This is a genomic window from Actinosynnema sp. NPDC023794 (assembly GCF_040639675.1).
Lineage (GTDB): Bacteria > Actinomycetota > Actinomycetes > Mycobacteriales > Pseudonocardiaceae > Actinosynnema > Actinosynnema luteola.
In genome coordinates this window covers 103,199-118,818 of sequence record NZ_JBFAFR010000021.1, presented here as the reverse complement: position 1 = coordinate 118,818, position 15,620 = coordinate 103,199, and the positions used below count along the sequence as shown (strand labels likewise).

Genomic DNA, 15,620 nt, shown 5'->3' with positions numbered 1-15,620 from the left:
TATTCGGCGGCGGATGTCGCCGCATTCGCCTAGTCGGTCACCCGGAACGTCGGCGCGATCGTGTCGAACAGCCGGCTCCGCCCCGTCTCCTCCTGCTCGGTCGGCACGACGACCTCGACCACCCACAGGTCGTTGCCGCGGGGCAGCACCCGCGAATACCGGCTGCGGCGCAGGTCGGGGCCGGGGGAGACGGTGCCGCGGGCCAGCGGGGTGGCCCGTTCGACGGTCCGGTAGCTGTACTGGACGCCCGGCTCCTTGCCGCCCGGCGGCAGGACGTCGGTCGCTTCCAGGGCCTCGCCGAAGTACTGGTCCTCCGCCCACCGCGAGCGCACCAGCCGCAGGTAGTCCTCGATCGTGTTCCGCTCGTAGTAGTCCGGGAACCGCTGGACCGTCACCTCGTACCACCCGTTCGGCGCGACCAGGTGCACCACCGTGCTCGGGCCGAGCCCGTTGTTCGACCGCTGCTCCAGGAAGCTGGTCCAGTCCGGCCCCACCTCGATGGTGAACTCCGCGCCCTGCTCGCCGTTCGCCGCCGCGGCCGACGCCGTGGTCGGCAGCAGCGACGGCGTCTCGGTGATCGCGGGCGGTGACGGCGCCTCCTGGGTCGGCGGCGGCAGGAGGGACGCGCCGGCGACCGTCCTGGTCAAGGCGAAGCCCGACACGCTGCCGATCGCGAACAGCACCACCGCCGACAACGCCACCAGCACCGTCAACCCCGGCCGCCGGGTCAGCTCGCGCGTCGGCGCCTCCGCCACCATGAACGGCAACGGCCCGGGATCGGCGGCCAGCGGCGTCTCCGGCGGTATCGGCGGCTTGACCAGCGCCGGCCGCACGACCTCCACCACCGGCCGGGTGGCCGACGACGCCGGGAACACGTCGACGCCCGGCTCCGGCAGCAACGGCCGGACGAGCCGCCGCACCTCGGCCAACGTGATCCGGTCGTCCGGCGCCTTCACCATCAGGCCCGCGACCACCGGCTCCAGCGCGCCGCAGGCCGACGCCGACGGCGCGTCGCCGTGCACCACCTGGTTGATCGTCTGCAGCACGTTCGCGCCCTCGTACGGCTGCTGCCCGGTCATCGCCGCGAACAGCGTCGCGCCCAACGACCACTGGTCCGCCGCGAACGACACCGCCCCGCCCGCCGCCACCTCGGGCGCGATGAACGCGGGCGTCCCCAACGTGATCCCGCGGCTGGTCAGGGTGGCCTCGGCGACGTTGCGGGCGATGCCGAAGTCGGTCAGCTTCACCCGACCGTCGTCGGCCACCAGCACGTTGCCCGGCTTCACGTCCCGGTGCGTGATCCCGGCCCGGTGCGCGGCCTCCAGCGCGGCGGCCACCGCGTCCGCCACCACCGCGCCCTGCACGTCGGTCAACGGACCGCGCTGCCGCACGACCTCCGCCAACGACGACGACGGCACCAGCTCCATCACCACGTACGGGTCGCCCTCGACCTGCACCACGTCGTACAACGTGACCAGGTTCGGGTGCGCGAGCGCCGCGGCCGAGCGCGCCTCCCGGAGCGTGCGTTCCCGGAGCACCTCGTCCTCGTCGTCCGGCCCGCCCTCCGGGCGCAGGATCTCCTTCACCGCGACGTCCCGCCGCAACACCTCGTCGTGCGCCGCCCAGACGGTGCCCATCGAGCCGCGCCCCAGGACGTGCCGCAGGCGGTAGCGGCCGGCGATCAGTCGCTCGGATTCCACTGCGCCATCATCCACACTGGGGCATCATCCACCAGGGTGGAAGACTGGCATCTGCATCGTTCACGGCGGTGAACCTCACATAGCCGCCGAACTACCGGTGAGTAACACTGCGGAGCATGATGGAGCCGTCAGGCGAGTTGGCGTTGGCCGCCGAATTCACCACCCCTGACCGCGAACAGTGGCTGGACCTGGTCCGAGGCGTGCTGCGCAAGTCGGGCGCGGACTTCGGCTCGCTGATCACCACCACCTACGACGGCATCGCCGTGCAGCCGCTCTACACCGCCGCCGACCGGGCGCCGGACGCCGGTTTCCCCGGCTTGGCCCCGTTCACCAGGGGCGGTCGGCCGCAGGGCGCGGTCGAGGGTTGGGACGTCCGCCAGCAGCACCGGGCCGCCGACCGCGAGGCGGTGATGGCAGACCTGGAGAACGGCGTCACGTCGCTGTGGCTCAAAGGGCTCGACCCGGCCGCCTACGACGACGTGCTGGCCGACGTCTACCTGGACCTCGCGCCGGTGGTCGTGGACGGGGGCGTGGACTTCCTCGAAGCCGGGCGGGCCATGCTGCGGGTCTGGGACCAGCGGCCCGTGCTCGCCAGTGAGGTGCGCGGCAACGTCGGGGCGGACCCGTTGGGCGTGCAGGCGCGCACGGGGCAGCCCGCCGACCTCGCCGCCCTGACCGACCTGCTCGCCAGGACGCGGGAGTTCCCCGGACTGCGCCTGGTCGTCGTGGACGGCCTGCCGTTCCACGAGGCAGGCGGCTCGGACGCGGAGGAGCTGGGCGCGTCCCTCGCGGCCGGTGTGGCGTACCTGCGGCACCTGACCGAGTCCGGGCTGGACGTCGCGGAAGCCGTGCGGCTGCTGGAGTTCCGGTACGCGGCGACCGCCGACCAGTTCCTCACCATCGCCAAGTTCCGGGCCGCCAGGCGGCTCTGGGCGCGGGTCACCGAGGTCGCCGGCGCGCCGAGCCCGCAACTGCAGCACGCGGTCACGTCGCCCGCGATGATGACCCGCCGTGACCCGTGGGTGAACATGCTGCGCACCACCGTGGCGTGCTTCGGCGCGGGCCTCGGCGGCGCGGACGCGGTGACCGTGCTGCCGTTCGACCACGCGATCGGCCTGTCCGACGACTTCGCCCGGCGCATCGCCCGCAACACGCAGTCGCTGCTGCTGGAGGAGTCGAAGCTGGCCGCCGTGATCGACCCGGCGGGCGGCTCCTGGTACGTGGAGCGGCTCACCGACGACCTCGCGCGGGCGGCCTGGGCGTGGTTCCGCGAGATCGAGGCCGCCGGCGGGCTGCCGGCGGCGTTCGACCTGGTCGGCGACCGGATCGCGGCCACCTGGGAACGGCGCCGGGCGAACCTGGCCGACCGGACCGACGCCCTGACCGGCGTCAGCGAGTTCCCGAACCTCGGCGAGCAACCCGTGATCCGCCCGCCCGCACCCGGAGAACCCGGCGACGACCACGCTTCGCAGGAGTCCCCCTCGGGGGATCCCCGGTCTTCATTCTCCCAGAAGGGTCCGACAATCCCGGGGCCCCGAACCCGGCCCCTGCCGCGCATCCGCTACGCCCAGGACTTCGAGGCGCTGCGGGACGCGGCCGACGCCGGCCCTGAACGCCCGAAGGTCTTCCTGGCCACCCTGGGCCCGGTCGCCGCGCACACCGCGCGGGCCGCGTTCGCGGCGAACCTGTTCCAGGCGGGCGGCATCGAGACGCCGGACGCCGGTCCGACCACCGCAGTGGACGACGTGGTCGCGAAGTTCCGCGAGAGCGGCGCCCGGATCGCGTGCCTGTGCGGCAGCGACGCCGCCTACGCCGAACTGGCCGCACCCGTGGCGCGAGCGCTGCGCGAAGCGGGCGCGGAGCGGATCCTGTTGGCCGGCAAGCACCCCGACGTCGACGTCGACGAGCACGTCTTCACCGGCTGCCCGGCCCTGGAAGTGCTGGAGCGCACGTTCGAATACCTTGGAGTCCAGCGATGATCCCGAACTTCGCCGACGTCGACCTGGGCGAACCCACCACCGCGGCCGACGCCGCGCAGTGGCACGCCGCGCTCCAGGAGACGACCGGCAAGGGCGCGGACGCGTTGACGTGGGAGACGCCCGAGGGCATCGGCGTCAAACCCGTCTACGCGGCCGCCGACACCGAGGGCCTCGACTTCCTCGCGACCTACCCGGGCATCGCGCCGTTCCTGCGCGGCCCGTACCCGACGATGTACGTCAACCAGCCGTGGACGATCCGGCAGTACGCCGGGTTCTCCACCGCCGAGGAGTCCAACGCCTTCTACCGCCGCAACCTCGCGGCCGGCCAGAAGGGCCTCTCCGTCGCCTTCGACCTGGCCACCCACCGCGGCTACGACTCCGACCACCCCCGCGTGGCCGGTGACGTCGGCATGGCGGGCGTGGCCATCGACTCGATCTACGACATGCGCCGGCTGTTCGACGGGATCCCGCTCGACAAGATGAGCGTGTCGATGACCATGAACGGCGCGGTCCTGCCGATCCTGGCGCTGTACGTCGTCGCGGCCGAGGAGCAGGGGGTGGCGCCCGAGCAGCTCGCCGGGACCATCCAGAACGACATCCTCAAGGAGTTCATGGTCCGCAACACCTACATCTACCCGCCGAAGCCGTCCATGCGGATCATCTCGGACATCTTCGCGTTCACCTCGCGGCGGATGCCGAAGTTCAACTCCATCTCCATCTCCGGCTACCACATGCAGGAAGCCGGCGCGACGGCCGACCTGGAGCTGGCCTACACGCTCGCGGACGGCGTGGAGTACCTGCGGGCGGGCCGTGACGCGGGACTGGACGTCGACGCGTTCGCGCCGCGGCTGTCGTTCTTCTGGGCGGTCGGCATGAACTTCTTCATGGAAGTCGCCAAGATGCGCGCCGCCCGGCTGCTGTGGGCGAAGCTGGTCAAGACGTTCGACCCGAAATCGCCGAAGTCGCTGTCCCTGCGCACGCACTGCCAGACATCCGGCTGGTCGCTGACCGCGCAGGACGTGTTCAACAACGTCGCGCGCACGTGCGTCGAGGCGATGGCCGCCACGCAGGGGCACACGCAGTCGTTGCACACCAACGCGCTGGACGAGGCGTTGGCGCTGCCGACGGACTTCTCCGCGCGCATCGCCCGCAACACCCAGTTGCTGCTCCAGCAGGAATCCGGCACCACGCGGGTGATCGACCCGTGGGGCGGCAGCGCGTTCGTGGAGCGCCTCACGCACGACCTGGCGCACCGCGCGTGGTCCCACATCACCGAGGTCGAGGCCGCGGGCGGGATGGCGCAGGCCATCGAGGCGGGCATCCCGAAGCTGCGCATCGAGGAGGCCGCCGCGCGCACCCAGGCGCGCATCGACTCCGGCCGGCAGCCGGTGATCGGCGTGAACAAGTACCAGGTCGAGTTCGACGAGAAGATCGACGTGCTCAAGGTCGACAACGCCGGTGTGCGGGCGCAGCAGCTGGCGAAACTGGCACGGTTGCGCGAAGAACGCGACCAGGCCCGCGTGGACTCCGCGCTGGCCGCGCTGACCGGTGCCGCCGGCTCCGACGGCAACCTGCTGGAGCTGGCGATCTCCGCGGCCCGCGCCAAGGCCACCGTCGGGGAGATCTCCGAGGCGCTGGGCAAGGTGTGGGGCAGGCACTCCGCGCAGATCCGCACCATCACCGGCGTCTACCGGGAGGAGGCGGGATCGGTGTCCAACGTGGTGGCCACCCGCGAGGTGGTGGAGGCGTTCGCCGAGGCAGAAGGGCGTCGGCCGCGCATCCTGGTCGCCAAGATGGGCCAGGACGGGCACGACCGCGGCCAGAAGGTGATCGCGACCGCGTTCGCCGACCTCGGCTTCGACGTGGACGTCGGCCCGCTGTTCCAGACACCGGAGGAGGTCGCGCGCCAGGCCGTCGAGGCCGACGTGCACATCGTCGGCGTGTCGTCGCTGGCCGCCGGCCACCTCACGCTGGTGCCCGCGCTGCGCTCGGCGTTGGCGGAGATGGGCCGCGAGGACATCATGATCGTGGTCGGCGGCGTGATCCCGCCCCAGGACTTCGACGCGTTGCGCGAGGCGGGCGCGGCGGCGATCTTCCCGCCCGGCACGGTCATCGCCGACGCGGCGGGTGACCTGCTGCGCGAGCTCGCCGGGCAGCTCGGCCACGACGACCTGCCGGGACGAGATGGCTAGGCCGGTCGACGTCGGCGAGTACGCCAAGGGCGTGCTCGCCGGCAACCGGGGCACGCTGGCGCGTGCCATCACGCTGGTCGAGTCCACGCGCCCGGACCACCGCGCGTCGGCGCAGGAGCTGCTGGTCGAGCTGCTGCCGCACTCGGGCGCCGCGCACCGCGTCGGCATCACCGGCGTGCCCGGCGTCGGCAAGTCGACGTTCATCGACGCGTTCGGCTCGATGCTGACCGCGCAGGGCCGCCGGGTGGCGGTGCTGGCGGTCGACCCGTCGTCGACCCGCACCGGCGGCTCGATCCTGGGCGACAAGACCCGGATGGCCCGGCTCGCGGTCGACGAGGCGGCGTTCATCCGGCCGTCGCCGACCTCCGGCACGCTCGGCGGCGTGGCCAGGGCGACCCGCGAGTCGATCGTGCTGGTCGAGGCCGCGGGCTACGACGTGGTGCTGGTCGAGACGGTCGGGGTCGGCCAGTCCGAGGTCGCGGTGGCCAACATGACGGACTGCTCGCTGCTGCTCACCCTCGCCCGCACCGGCGACCAGCTCCAGGGCATCAAGAAGGGCGTGCTGGAGCTGGCCGACGTGATCGCGGTGAACAAGGCCGACGGCCCGCACGAGCCGGACGCCCGCAAGGCCGCCCGCGAGCTGGCCGGCGCCCTGCGGCTGCTGCGCCCGCCGGACGCCCGGTGGCACCCGCCCGTGCTGACGTGCAGCGGGCTGGACGGCTCCGGGCTCGACACCGTGTGGCAGCAGGTCGTCAAGCACCGGGAGACCCTGGAGGCGGCCGGTGGGCTGGCCGAGCGGCGACGTCGCCAGCAGGTCGACTGGACCTGGGCCATGGTGAACGACCAGCTGCTCACGAGCCTGCGCGCGGCGCCGGGCGTGCGCTCGGTCGTGCCCGAGGTGGAACGGCAGGTGCGCGCCGGTGAGCTGACCGCCACGCTGGCCGCCGAACGCATCCTGGCCGCGTTCCGCGCCGACGCCGAGCAAGGCGCGTAGCGGGCACGTTCCGGCCCTGTTCGCTCACAGCACGTGAACGAAAGCCGGTTTGGATGACCACCGACAGTGGTAACCACGAAAGGCGGTGGCTAGGCTTGGCGACCATGTGGCGATCTGTGCTCGCGGTGTGCCTGTTCGTGCTGGCCGGTGTCTTCACCGCGTCGGGCACAGGCGCCGCCGTGACGCCGGCGCCGCACCTCGCGGCCCAGCCCACGGAGACCCTGGCGCCCGGCGGCACCATCCAGCCCGAGGGCACCGTGCCACCCGGCCCGGACATCAACGCCCCCCAGGAGGAGCAGCCCGCGTCCGGCGCCGAGACGCGCCGGAAGTTGTGGATCGGCGGTATCGCGGTGCTGCTGTTCGCCCTCGTCTACTGGCGCAACAAGAAGCGCTGGTCGAAGTGGAAGGCCGGTCGCAAGTCCGGCTGATTCCCACTTCCTGGGAACACGGGGGCGACAGGTGGTCGCCATCTAGCATGGCCTGCGCGAACGCGCACGGTCGCGCGGGCGTGATCGGTCTGACCGAAAATCGAGCACCGCTTGGCGCATCGCCGCGACCGGTTGCCGGTTGATCAACCAGGGGTGCGACGTGCCCGCCGGACCGTGATGCAGGATGGACGCAAATGGGTACCGACTTCAAGATGAGCACACGCTCGGCCGTCGAGCGGTACTCGGATGCGCTGGTAGACCTCTCCCGCAGCATCCACGCGGAGCCCGAGCAGGCGTTCGCCGAGCACCGCAGCGCGGCCAAGGTCGCCGACCTGCTGGCCGCCGAGGGCTTCGAGGTCGACCGCGGTGTCGCGGACCTGGAGACGGCGTTCACCGCGTCGTTCGGCTCCGGCGAGCTGGTGCTGGGGCTGTGCGCGGAGTACGACGCGCTGCCCGAGGTCGGCCACGCGTGCGGGCACAACGTCATCGCCGCCGCCTCGGCCGGAGCGGCCCTCGCCCTGCGTGACCTGGCCGACGAGCTCGGCCTCACCGTCCGGGTGATCGGCACCCCGGCGGAAGAGGTCGGCGGCGGCAAGGTGCTGATGCTCGAACGCGGGGTATTCGACGACGTGGCGTTCTCGATGATGGTGCACCCGGCCCCGTACGAGGCCGTGGCCGCGCGATCGCTCGCCATCACCGACGTCGAGGTCCACTACACGGGCAAGCCGTCGCACGCCGCCGCCGCGCCCCACCTGGGTGTGAACGCCGCCGACGCGATCACGGTCGCCCAGGTCGCCATCGGGCTCGCCCGCCAGCACCTGGAGCCGGGCCAGATGGTCAGCGGCATCGTCACGCGCGGCGGCACCGTGCCCAACGTCGTGCCCGCGCGCACGTCGGCGATGTTCGACCTGCGTGCCGACGACCTCGACTCGCTGCGCCGGCTGGAGGAGCGGATGAACCGCTGCTTCGAGGCGGGCGCCATCGCCACCGGCTGCACCCACGAGGTCGTGAAGGTCTCGCCGGTGTACGCCGAGCTGAGCCCGGACCCCTGGCTCGCGGACGCCTACCGGCGCGCCGCGATCGAGCTGGGCAGGCATCCGTTGAGCCCCGAGGAGGAGCTCAAGGAGAAGATCGGCAGCACCGACATGGGCAACATCACCCGTGCGCTGCCGGCCATCCACCCGACCATCGCCATCGACTGCGGAGACGCGGTGAACCACCAAATCGAGTTCGCGACCGCCTGTGCGTCGGCCTCGGCCGACCGAGCCGTCCTCGACGGGGCGCTCGCACTCGCCTGGACCACAATTTCCGCTGCCACCGACGGTGCGCAGCGCTCTCGACTGCTGGCGGGTGTGGCATGACGGTCCTGGACTCGCGTCCGCCGGAGGAGGGTGCCGAGGTGCTGTTGACCGATCGCGGGGTCAGCATTGCCCCTGTGGATGATCCCGGTGAGGGTCGCGGACCCTCGTGGCTCGACGACTGGCTGGCGGCGAACGCCTCCGAGGTCGTCGCCTGGCGCCGGCACCTCCACGCGCACCCGGAGCTCTCCCGGCACGAGTTCGCCACCACCGAGCTGATCGCCGACGTGCTGCGCTCGGCCGGCCTCAAGCCGCGCATCCTGCCCGGCGGCACCGGCCTGGTCTGCGACGTCGGCTCCGGACCGCGCTGCGTGGCGCTGCGCGCGGACATCGACGCGCTGCCCCTGCCGGAGAACACCGGCGCCCCGTACTCGTCCACTGTGGACGGCGTGGCGCACGCCTGCGGGCACGACGCGCACACCACCGTGCTGCTGGGCGCGGCGCTGGCGCTGGCGTCGGCCACCGAGCTGCCCGGACGGGTCCGCCTGGTGTTCCAGCCCGCCGAGGAGGTCATGCCGGGCGGCGCGCTGGACGTGCTGGCGGCGGGCGGCCTCGACGGCGTGGAGCGCATCTTCGGCCTGCACTGCGACCCGCGGCTGGAGGTCGGCCGCATCGGCACCCGGATCGGCGCGATCACCTCGGCGAGCGACATGCTGGAGCTGCGCCTGACCTCACCCGGCGGCCACACGTCCCGGCCGCACCTGACGGCGGACCTGGTGCACGCGCTGGGCACCGTGATCACGGGACTGCCGGGCCTGCTGTCCCGCCGCGTGGACCCCCGTTCGGGCACCGTCCTCGTGTGGGGCGCGGTGCACGCGGGGGAGGCCCCGAACGCCGTGCCGCAGGACGGGGTGCTGCGCGGCACCCTGCGCACCGGCGACCGCGACATCTGGGCCGAGCTGGAGCCGCTGATCAAGGAGCTGGTGGGCGCGCTGCTGGCGCCGACCGGCGTCGGCTTCGACCTGCACCACCGGCGCGGCGTCCCACCGGTCGTGAACGACCGGGAGAGCACGATGCTGCTGCGCGCGGGCGTCGAGGCGGCGCTGGGCGAGGACGCGCTGGCCGGCACGGAGCAGTCGTCGGGCGGCGAGGACTTCGGCTGGTACCTGGAGCACGTGCCGGGCTCGTTCGCCCGCCTGGGCGTCTGGGACGGCGTCGGCAAGCAGAAGGACCTCCACCAGCCCGGCTTCGACCTGGACGAACGCGCCCTGCTGGTGGGCGTGCGCGTGATGGTGCACGCGGCCCTGGCGGCGCTGGCCTGACCGCACAGCGGCGCCCGGCTCGTCCGGGCGCCGCGTCTCGGTCAGCTCACCGGCTCCACGATCTCCGGCCGGGCCTCGGGCGCGGACGAGCGGACGGCGTCGGCGGCCTGGTCGTCCGGCTCCGTCTGAGACGCCCGCTCGGCGTCGACCCGGGCCGTGTAGACCGACACCTCGTGCGCCACCATGGCGTCGTCCCAGCCGTGCACACCGGCGATCAGGCGGGCCACCGGCAACGCGCACTCCACGCCCCGGTGCGGGTACTCGATCGAGATCCTGGTCCGCCGGGTCAGCACGTCCTCCAGGTGCAACGCGCCCTCGTGCGACGCCGCGTAGACCACCTCCACCTGCAGGTAGTCCGGCGCGCCCGGCACGGGCTTGAGCAGCTCCGCGTCCGCCGACCCCAGCACCTCGTGCACCAACGACCCGTAGCGGTCCAGCAAGTGCCGCACCCGGTACGGGTGCAGGCCGTACCGGGCCGCCAACTGGTCCGCCTGGTTCACCAGCGCGTGGTAGCCGTCCGCCCCGATCAGCGGCACCTTGTCCGTGATCGACGGCTGGATCCGCCCCGGCAGGTCGACCGAGGCCGCGTCCACCGCGTCGGCCCCCATCACCCGGTACGTCGTGTACTTCCCGCCGGCGATCGCGACCAACCCGGGCGCCACCCTCGCCACCGCGTGCTCGCGCGACAGCTTCGACGTCGACTCGCTCTCACCCGCCAGCAACGGCCGGAGCCCGGCGTACACGCCCTCGATGTCGTCGTGCGTCAACGGCGTCGCCAGCACCGAGTTGACGTGCTCCAGGATGTAGTCGATGTCCGACCGGGTCGCCGCGGGGTGAGCCAGGTCCAGGTTCCAATCGGTGTCGGTCGTTCCCACGATCCAGTGATTCCGCCACGGGATCACGAACAGCACCGACTTCTCCGTGCGCAGGATCAACCCCGACTCGGACACGATCCGGTCCCGCGGCACGACGATGTGCACGCCCTTCGACGCGCGCACCCGGAACCGGCCGCGACTGCCGGACAGCCGCTGCAGCTCGTCGGTCCACACCCCGGTCGCGTTGATCACCGCGTGCGCCCGCACGGACGTCTCCCGCCCGTCCTCCACGTCGCGCACCCGCACGCCCGACACCCGGTCCGCCTCCCGCAGGAAGCCCACGACCTGCGTGGACGTCCGCACGACCGCCCCGTAGTGCGCCGCCGTTCGGCCGACCATCATGGTGTGCCGCGCGTCGTCCGCCTGCGCGTCGTAGTACCGGATCCCGCCGATCAGGGCCGACGGCTTCAACGCGGGCACGAGCCGAAGGGCGCCTGCCCTGGTCAGGTGCTTCTGCCCGGGCACGGACCGCGCGCCGCCCATCGTGTCGTACATGAGCAGCCCGGCCGCGGTGTACGGCCGCTCCCACCCGCGGTGCGTCAGCGGGTACAGGAACGGCACCGGCTTGACCAGGTGCGGGGCCAGGCGGGTCAGCATGAGTTCGCGTTCCCGCAGCGCCTCGCGCACGAGCCCGAACTCCAGCTGCTCCAGGTACCGCAGCCCGCCGTGGAACAGCTTGGACGACCGGCTCGACGTGCCCGAGGCCAGGTCGCGCGCCTCGACCAGCGCCACCCGCAGGCCGCGCGTCGCGGCGTCCAGCGCGGCGCCGACGCCGACCACGCCACCACCGATGATCACCAGGTCGAACGTCTCCGCGCCGAGCCGGTCCCAGGACGTCGAGCGTTCGAGCGGACCCAGCCGGCCCGCGGTGGAGGGGTACTGCTCGCGCGTGGCCACTGACGCCTCCCTGATGCTCGAACCGACCGGGCGGACCAGGACTGACTCGACCACGTTACCCGCTGGTACGCCACCCGTGGACAACCGATCTGGACGGAACTAGCGTCAACCACCGTTGTGGGGTGGGCAGCGCCGCCGGACCCGGACCGCGCTGCCTCCTGCCAAGGCGAGGAGGTCGGCGAGTGAGCAGTGGCTCGATCTTCGTGTGGGAAGTGCTGGGCACCGCGATCCTGATCCTGCTGGGTGCGGGTGTCGTCGCCAACGTGGTCCTGAAGGACACGCTGGGCAATGCCGGCGGATGGCTCCTGATCAACATCGGCTGGGGTTTCGCGGTCTTCGCGGGCGCCAGCATCGCCGCGCCGAGCGGCGCGCACCTCAACCCGGCGGTGACCCTCGGCCTGGCCGTCGCGGACAAGACACCGTGGGACCAGGTGCCCGTCTACTTCGCCGGGCAGATGGTCGGCGCGTTCATCGGCGCCGTGCTCGCGTGGCTGGCCTACAAGGCGCAGTTCGACGCGCACGACGACCCGGCGGGCACGCGCGGCATCTTCTGCACCGGCCCGACCATCCCCAAGGCCGGCTGGAACGTCGTCACCGAGGTGATCGGCACGTTCGTGCTGGTCGCGTGGGTCCTGCTGAGCCCGGCCGCGAAGGGGGCGGCGGACGGCGTGCCGCAGCTGGGCAACTCCGCCCTCGGCTACGCCGGCGTCGCGTTCGTCGTCATCGGCATCGGCGCCTCGCTCGGCGGGCCGACCGGCTACGCCATCAACCCGGCCCGCGACCTCGGGCCGCGCATCGCCTACGCGATCCTGCCCATCCGCGACAAGGGCAGCGCCGAGTGGGGCTACGCCTGGGTGCCGGTGGTCGGACCGCTGGTCGGCGGCCTGCTCGCCGGTCTCCTGTACCTGGTTCTCCCGGTCTGAAAGGACTCCAGCGCATGACGAAGCACGTGGCCGCGATCGACCAGGGCACGACGTCGACCCGGTGCATGATCTTCGACCACTCGGGCCGCGTGGTCTCCGTCGACCAGAAGGAGCACGAGCAGATCTTCCCCAAGGCCGGGTGGGTCGAGCACGACGCGAACGAGATCTGGGCCAACACCCGGCAGGTGGCCGCGGGCGCGTTGGCCAAGGCCGACCTGCACACCGCGGACATCGCCGCCGTCGGCATCACCAACCAGCGCGAGACCGCGCTCGTCTGGGACAGGACCACCGGGCAGCCGGTCTACAACGCGATCGTCTGGCAGGACACCCGCACCGACAGGATCTGCCAGGACCTGGCGGCTCTCGGCGGCGGGCAGGAGCGGTACCGGGACAAGACCGGCCTGCCGCTGGCGACGTACTTCTCCGGTCCCAAGATCCGCTGGATCCTGGACAACGTGGAGGGCGCGCGCGAGCGTGCCGAGGCCGGTGATTTGCTGTTCGGCAACATGGACACGTGGGTGCTGTGGAACATGACCGGCGGTGTGGACGGCGGCGTGCACGTCACCGACCCCACCAACGCGTCCCGCACGCTGCTGATGGACCTCGACACGCTGAGCTGGGACGAGGGCATCGCGGCCGACATGGGCGTGCCGCTGTCGATGCTGCCGGAGATCCGGTCCTCGTCCGAGGAGTACGGCAAGGTCCGGGAGCGCGGCGCGCTGGCCGGCGTGCCGATCGCGGGCATCCTCGGCGACCAGCAGGCGGCGACGTTCGGGCAGGCGTGCCTGTCGCCGGGCGAGGCCAAGAACACCTACGGCACCGGCAACTTCGTGCTGCTCAACACGGGCACGGACAAGGTGATGAGCGAGAACGGCCTGCTCACCACCGTCTGCTACAAGATCGGCTCGCAGGCGCCGGTGTACGCGCTCGAAGGTTCGATCGCGGTGACGGGCTCGTTGGTGCAGTGGCTGCGCGACAACCTCGGGATGATCACGACGGCCGCCGAGATCGAGGAGCACGCCCGCACGGTGGAGGACAACGGCGGCGCGTACTTCGTGCCCGCGTTCTCCGGCTTGTTCGCGCCGTACTGGCGTTCGGACGCGCGTGGCGCGATCGTCGGCCTGACCCGGTTCGTGAACAAGGGCCACCTGGCCCGCGCGGTGCTGGAGGCGACGGCGTTCCAGACCCGTGAGGTGATCGACGCGATGAACGCCGACTCGGGCGTGCCGCTGAAGTCGTTGAAGGTCGACGGCGGCATGGTCGTGAACGAGCTGCTGATGCAGTTCCAGGCGGACATCCTGGGCGTGCCGGTGATCAGGCCGGTGGTCAACGAGACGACCGCGCTCGGCGCCGCCTACGCGGCGGGGCTGGCGGTCGGGTTCTGGGAGTCGGAGGACGACATCCGGCAGAACTGGGCGCAGGACAAGCAGTGGGACCCGGCCATGGACGACGACACCCGGGCCCAGACCTACGCGCAGTGGAAGAAGGCCGTGACCAGGACCTTCGACTGGGTGGAGTGACGGTCGGGGGCGCCGCTCGTCCGTGAGCGGCGCCCTCTCCGGGCTCGGCCCCCGGCCTCGCGCCCGTCGTCCTGCGCCGTTCTCGCCTCAGTCGAGGTCGTCGTGGCGCATGAGCTGGCGACCGGCCTCGGTGATCGAGCCGGTCAGCGACGGGTAGACCGAGAACGTGGTCGCCAGGTCGTCCACCGTGAGCTGGTTCTGCACGGCGAGCGTGATCGACAGGATCAGCTCGCTGGCGTTCGGCGCGACCACGACGCCGCCGATGACGACACCCGTCGCCGGGCGGCAGAACAGCTTGACGAAGCCGCGCCGCAGGCCTTCCATCTTGGCCCGCGGGTTGGTGGCCAGCGGCAGCATGATGGTGCGCGCGGGCACCTCGCCGGAGTCGATCGCCTGCTGGCTGATGCCGACGGACGCGATCTCGGGGTTGGTGAACACGTTCGCCGCGACCGTCTTGAGCCTGATCGGGCTCACGCCCTGGCCCAGCGCGTGCCACATGGCGATGCGGCCCTGCATGGCGGCGACGGACGCGAGCAGCAGCAGACCCGTGCAGTCGCCCGCCGCGTAGACGCCGGCGATGTTCGTCCGCGACACCCGGTCCACCGGGATGTACCCGCCGCGGCCGAGTTCGATGCCGATCTTGTCCAGGCCGAGGTCGGCGGTGTTCGGGACCGAGCCGACCGTCATCAGGGCGTGGCTCGCCTCGATCGTGCGACCGTCTTCCAGGTGAATCAGGACGCCGTCGCCGACGTTCTCGACCCGGTCCGCGCGGGCGTGCTTGACGACCGCCGTGCCGCGTTCGGCGAACACGTCCTCCAGCACCACGGCTGCGTCGGCGTCCTCGTGGGGGAGCACCCGATCGCGGCTGGAGACCATGGTCACCTTCACGCCGAGCTCGGTGTACGCGGAGGCGAACTCCACACCGGTGACACCCGATCCGATGACGGCCAGGTGCTCCGGCAACTCGGGGAGGTCGTAGATCTGCCGCCAGGTCAGGATCCGCTTGCCGTCGGGCTCGGCGCCGGGCAACACGCGCGGGGTCGCGCCGGTCGCGATGAGCACCACGTCGGCCGGGAGGACTTCCTTCGTGCCGTCCTCGGCGATGGCCACGACCTCGTGCTGGGCGAGGCCGGGCGCGTTGTCGCAGAACTTGCCGACGCCGTTGACGATCCGCACGCCCTCGCGCTGGAGGCGGGCCCGGACGTCGGCGGACTGGGCGAGCGCGAGGCCCTTCACCCGTCCGTGGACGACCGGCAGTTCGACCGCCGCTTCCGCGTTGTCGGTGCGAATGCCCAGCTCACCGGCGTTGCGGAAGGCGCTGCGGCCACCCGCGGAGGCGATGAACGTCTTCGACGGCACGCAGTCGTAGAGCACGCAGGCGCCGCCGAGGCCCTCGCGTTCCACGATGGTCACGTCGGCCCCGTGCTGGGCCGCGACCAGTGCCGCCTCGTAACCTGCGGGGCCACCGCCCATGATGACGATGCGGGTCACG

Annotated in this window: 11 protein-coding genes; 8 read left to right on the top strand and 3 right to left on the bottom strand. The window is 72.1% G+C overall.

Translation table 11 applies throughout. The annotated features are described in order from the left end of the window. Nucleotides 1–29: 29 nt before the first annotated feature. Nucleotides 30–1,700 (bottom strand): serine/threonine-protein kinase, encoded by a 1,671-nt coding sequence (locus AB0H12_RS32170; protein ID WP_499628124.1) that lies wholly within the window; start codon nt 1,698–1,700, stop codon nt 30–32. Nucleotides 1,701–1,819: 119 nt separating this feature from the next. On the opposite strand from AB0H12_RS32170, the gene AB0H12_RS32165 reads away from it, so the two are divergent. The 6 genes from AB0H12_RS32165 (at nt 1,820) to AB0H12_RS32140 (ending at nt 9,913) form a co-directional block, all read left to right on the top strand. Next, on the top strand, nt 1,820–3,679 hold the full coding sequence (locus AB0H12_RS32165; protein ID WP_499628176.1) for a methylmalonyl-CoA mutase family protein: 1,860 nt from the start codon (nt 1,820–1,822) through the stop codon (nt 3,677–3,679). Then, a complete protein-coding gene (gene scpA / locus AB0H12_RS32160; RefSeq protein ID WP_499628123.1) occupies nt 3,676–5,871 on the top strand; it encodes a methylmalonyl-CoA mutase in 2,196 nt (731 codons plus the stop codon). The genes AB0H12_RS32165 and scpA overlap by 4 nt, the downstream gene beginning before the upstream one ends. Next, nucleotides 5,864–6,865: a methylmalonyl Co-A mutase-associated GTPase MeaB gene (meaB, locus tag AB0H12_RS32155; protein ID WP_499628121.1), complete on the top strand. Its 1,002-nt coding sequence runs from the start codon at nt 5,864–5,866 to the stop codon at nt 6,863–6,865. Before scpA ends, meaB begins: the two co-directional genes overlap by 8 nt. A 104-nt stretch (nt 6,866–6,969) precedes the next feature. Continuing rightward, complete coding sequence (locus AB0H12_RS32150; protein ID WP_499628119.1) at nt 6,970–7,293, top strand: hypothetical protein; 324 nt, start codon at nt 6,970–6,972, stop codon at nt 7,291–7,293. Nucleotides 7,294–7,487: 194 nt separating this feature from the next. After that, the gene (locus AB0H12_RS32145) at nt 7,488–8,654 is read left to right on the top strand and encodes a M20 family metallopeptidase (protein ID WP_499628117.1); all 1,167 of its coding nucleotides are present in this window, start codon (nt 7,488–7,490) and stop codon (nt 8,652–8,654) included. Then, entirely contained in the window at nt 8,651–9,913 is a 1,263-nt protein-coding gene (locus AB0H12_RS32140; protein ID WP_499628115.1) for an amidohydrolase, read from the top strand. The genes AB0H12_RS32145 and AB0H12_RS32140 overlap by 4 nt, the downstream gene beginning before the upstream one ends. A 41-nt stretch (nt 9,914–9,954) precedes the next feature. Here the strand turns inward: AB0H12_RS32140 and AB0H12_RS32135 are convergent, their stop codons facing one another. After that, nucleotides 9,955–11,685 (bottom strand): glycerol-3-phosphate dehydrogenase/oxidase, encoded by a 1,731-nt coding sequence (locus tag AB0H12_RS32135; RefSeq protein WP_499628113.1) that lies wholly within the window; start codon nt 11,683–11,685, stop codon nt 9,955–9,957. Between the two features lie 182 nt (nt 11,686–11,867). Between AB0H12_RS32135 and AB0H12_RS32130 the strand changes: the two genes are divergently transcribed. Both AB0H12_RS32130 and glpK read left to right on the top strand, forming a co-directional pair. Next, a complete protein-coding gene (locus tag AB0H12_RS32130; RefSeq protein WP_499628111.1) occupies nt 11,868–12,608 on the top strand; it encodes an MIP/aquaporin family protein in 741 nt (246 codons plus the stop codon). Between the two features lie 14 nt (nt 12,609–12,622). Beyond that, complete coding sequence (gene glpK / locus AB0H12_RS32125) at nt 12,623–14,128, top strand: glycerol kinase GlpK (RefSeq protein ID WP_499628110.1); 1,506 nt, start codon at nt 12,623–12,625, stop codon at nt 14,126–14,128. A gap of 87 nt (nt 14,129–14,215) precedes the next feature. Here glpK and AB0H12_RS32120 read toward each other — a convergent pair whose 3' ends face one another. Beyond that, nucleotides 14,216–15,619: an NAD(P)H-quinone dehydrogenase gene (locus tag AB0H12_RS32120; protein WP_499628108.1), complete on the bottom strand. Its 1,404-nt coding sequence runs from the start codon at nt 15,617–15,619 to the stop codon at nt 14,216–14,218. Nucleotide 15,620 lies beyond the last annotated feature (1 nt).

Coding starts and splice junctions, on each gene's coding strand:
- AB0H12_RS32165 (WP_499628176.1), top strand. CDS start 1,820: ATGGAGCCGTCAGGCGAGTTGGCGTTGGCCGCCGAATTCACCACCCCT.
- scpA (WP_499628123.1), top strand. CDS start 3,676: ATGATCCCGAACTTCGCCGACGTCGACCTGGGCGAACCCACCACCGCG.
- meaB (WP_499628121.1), top strand. CDS start 5,864: ATGGCTAGGCCGGTCGACGTCGGCGAGTACGCCAAGGGCGTGCTCGCC.
- AB0H12_RS32150 (WP_499628119.1), top strand. CDS start 6,970: ATGTGGCGATCTGTGCTCGCGGTGTGCCTGTTCGTGCTGGCCGGTGTC.
- AB0H12_RS32145 (WP_499628117.1), top strand. CDS start 7,488: ATGGGTACCGACTTCAAGATGAGCACACGCTCGGCCGTCGAGCGGTAC.
- AB0H12_RS32140 (WP_499628115.1), top strand. CDS start 8,651: ATGACGGTCCTGGACTCGCGTCCGCCGGAGGAGGGTGCCGAGGTGCTG.
- glpK (WP_499628110.1), top strand. CDS start 12,623: ATGACGAAGCACGTGGCCGCGATCGACCAGGGCACGACGTCGACCCGG.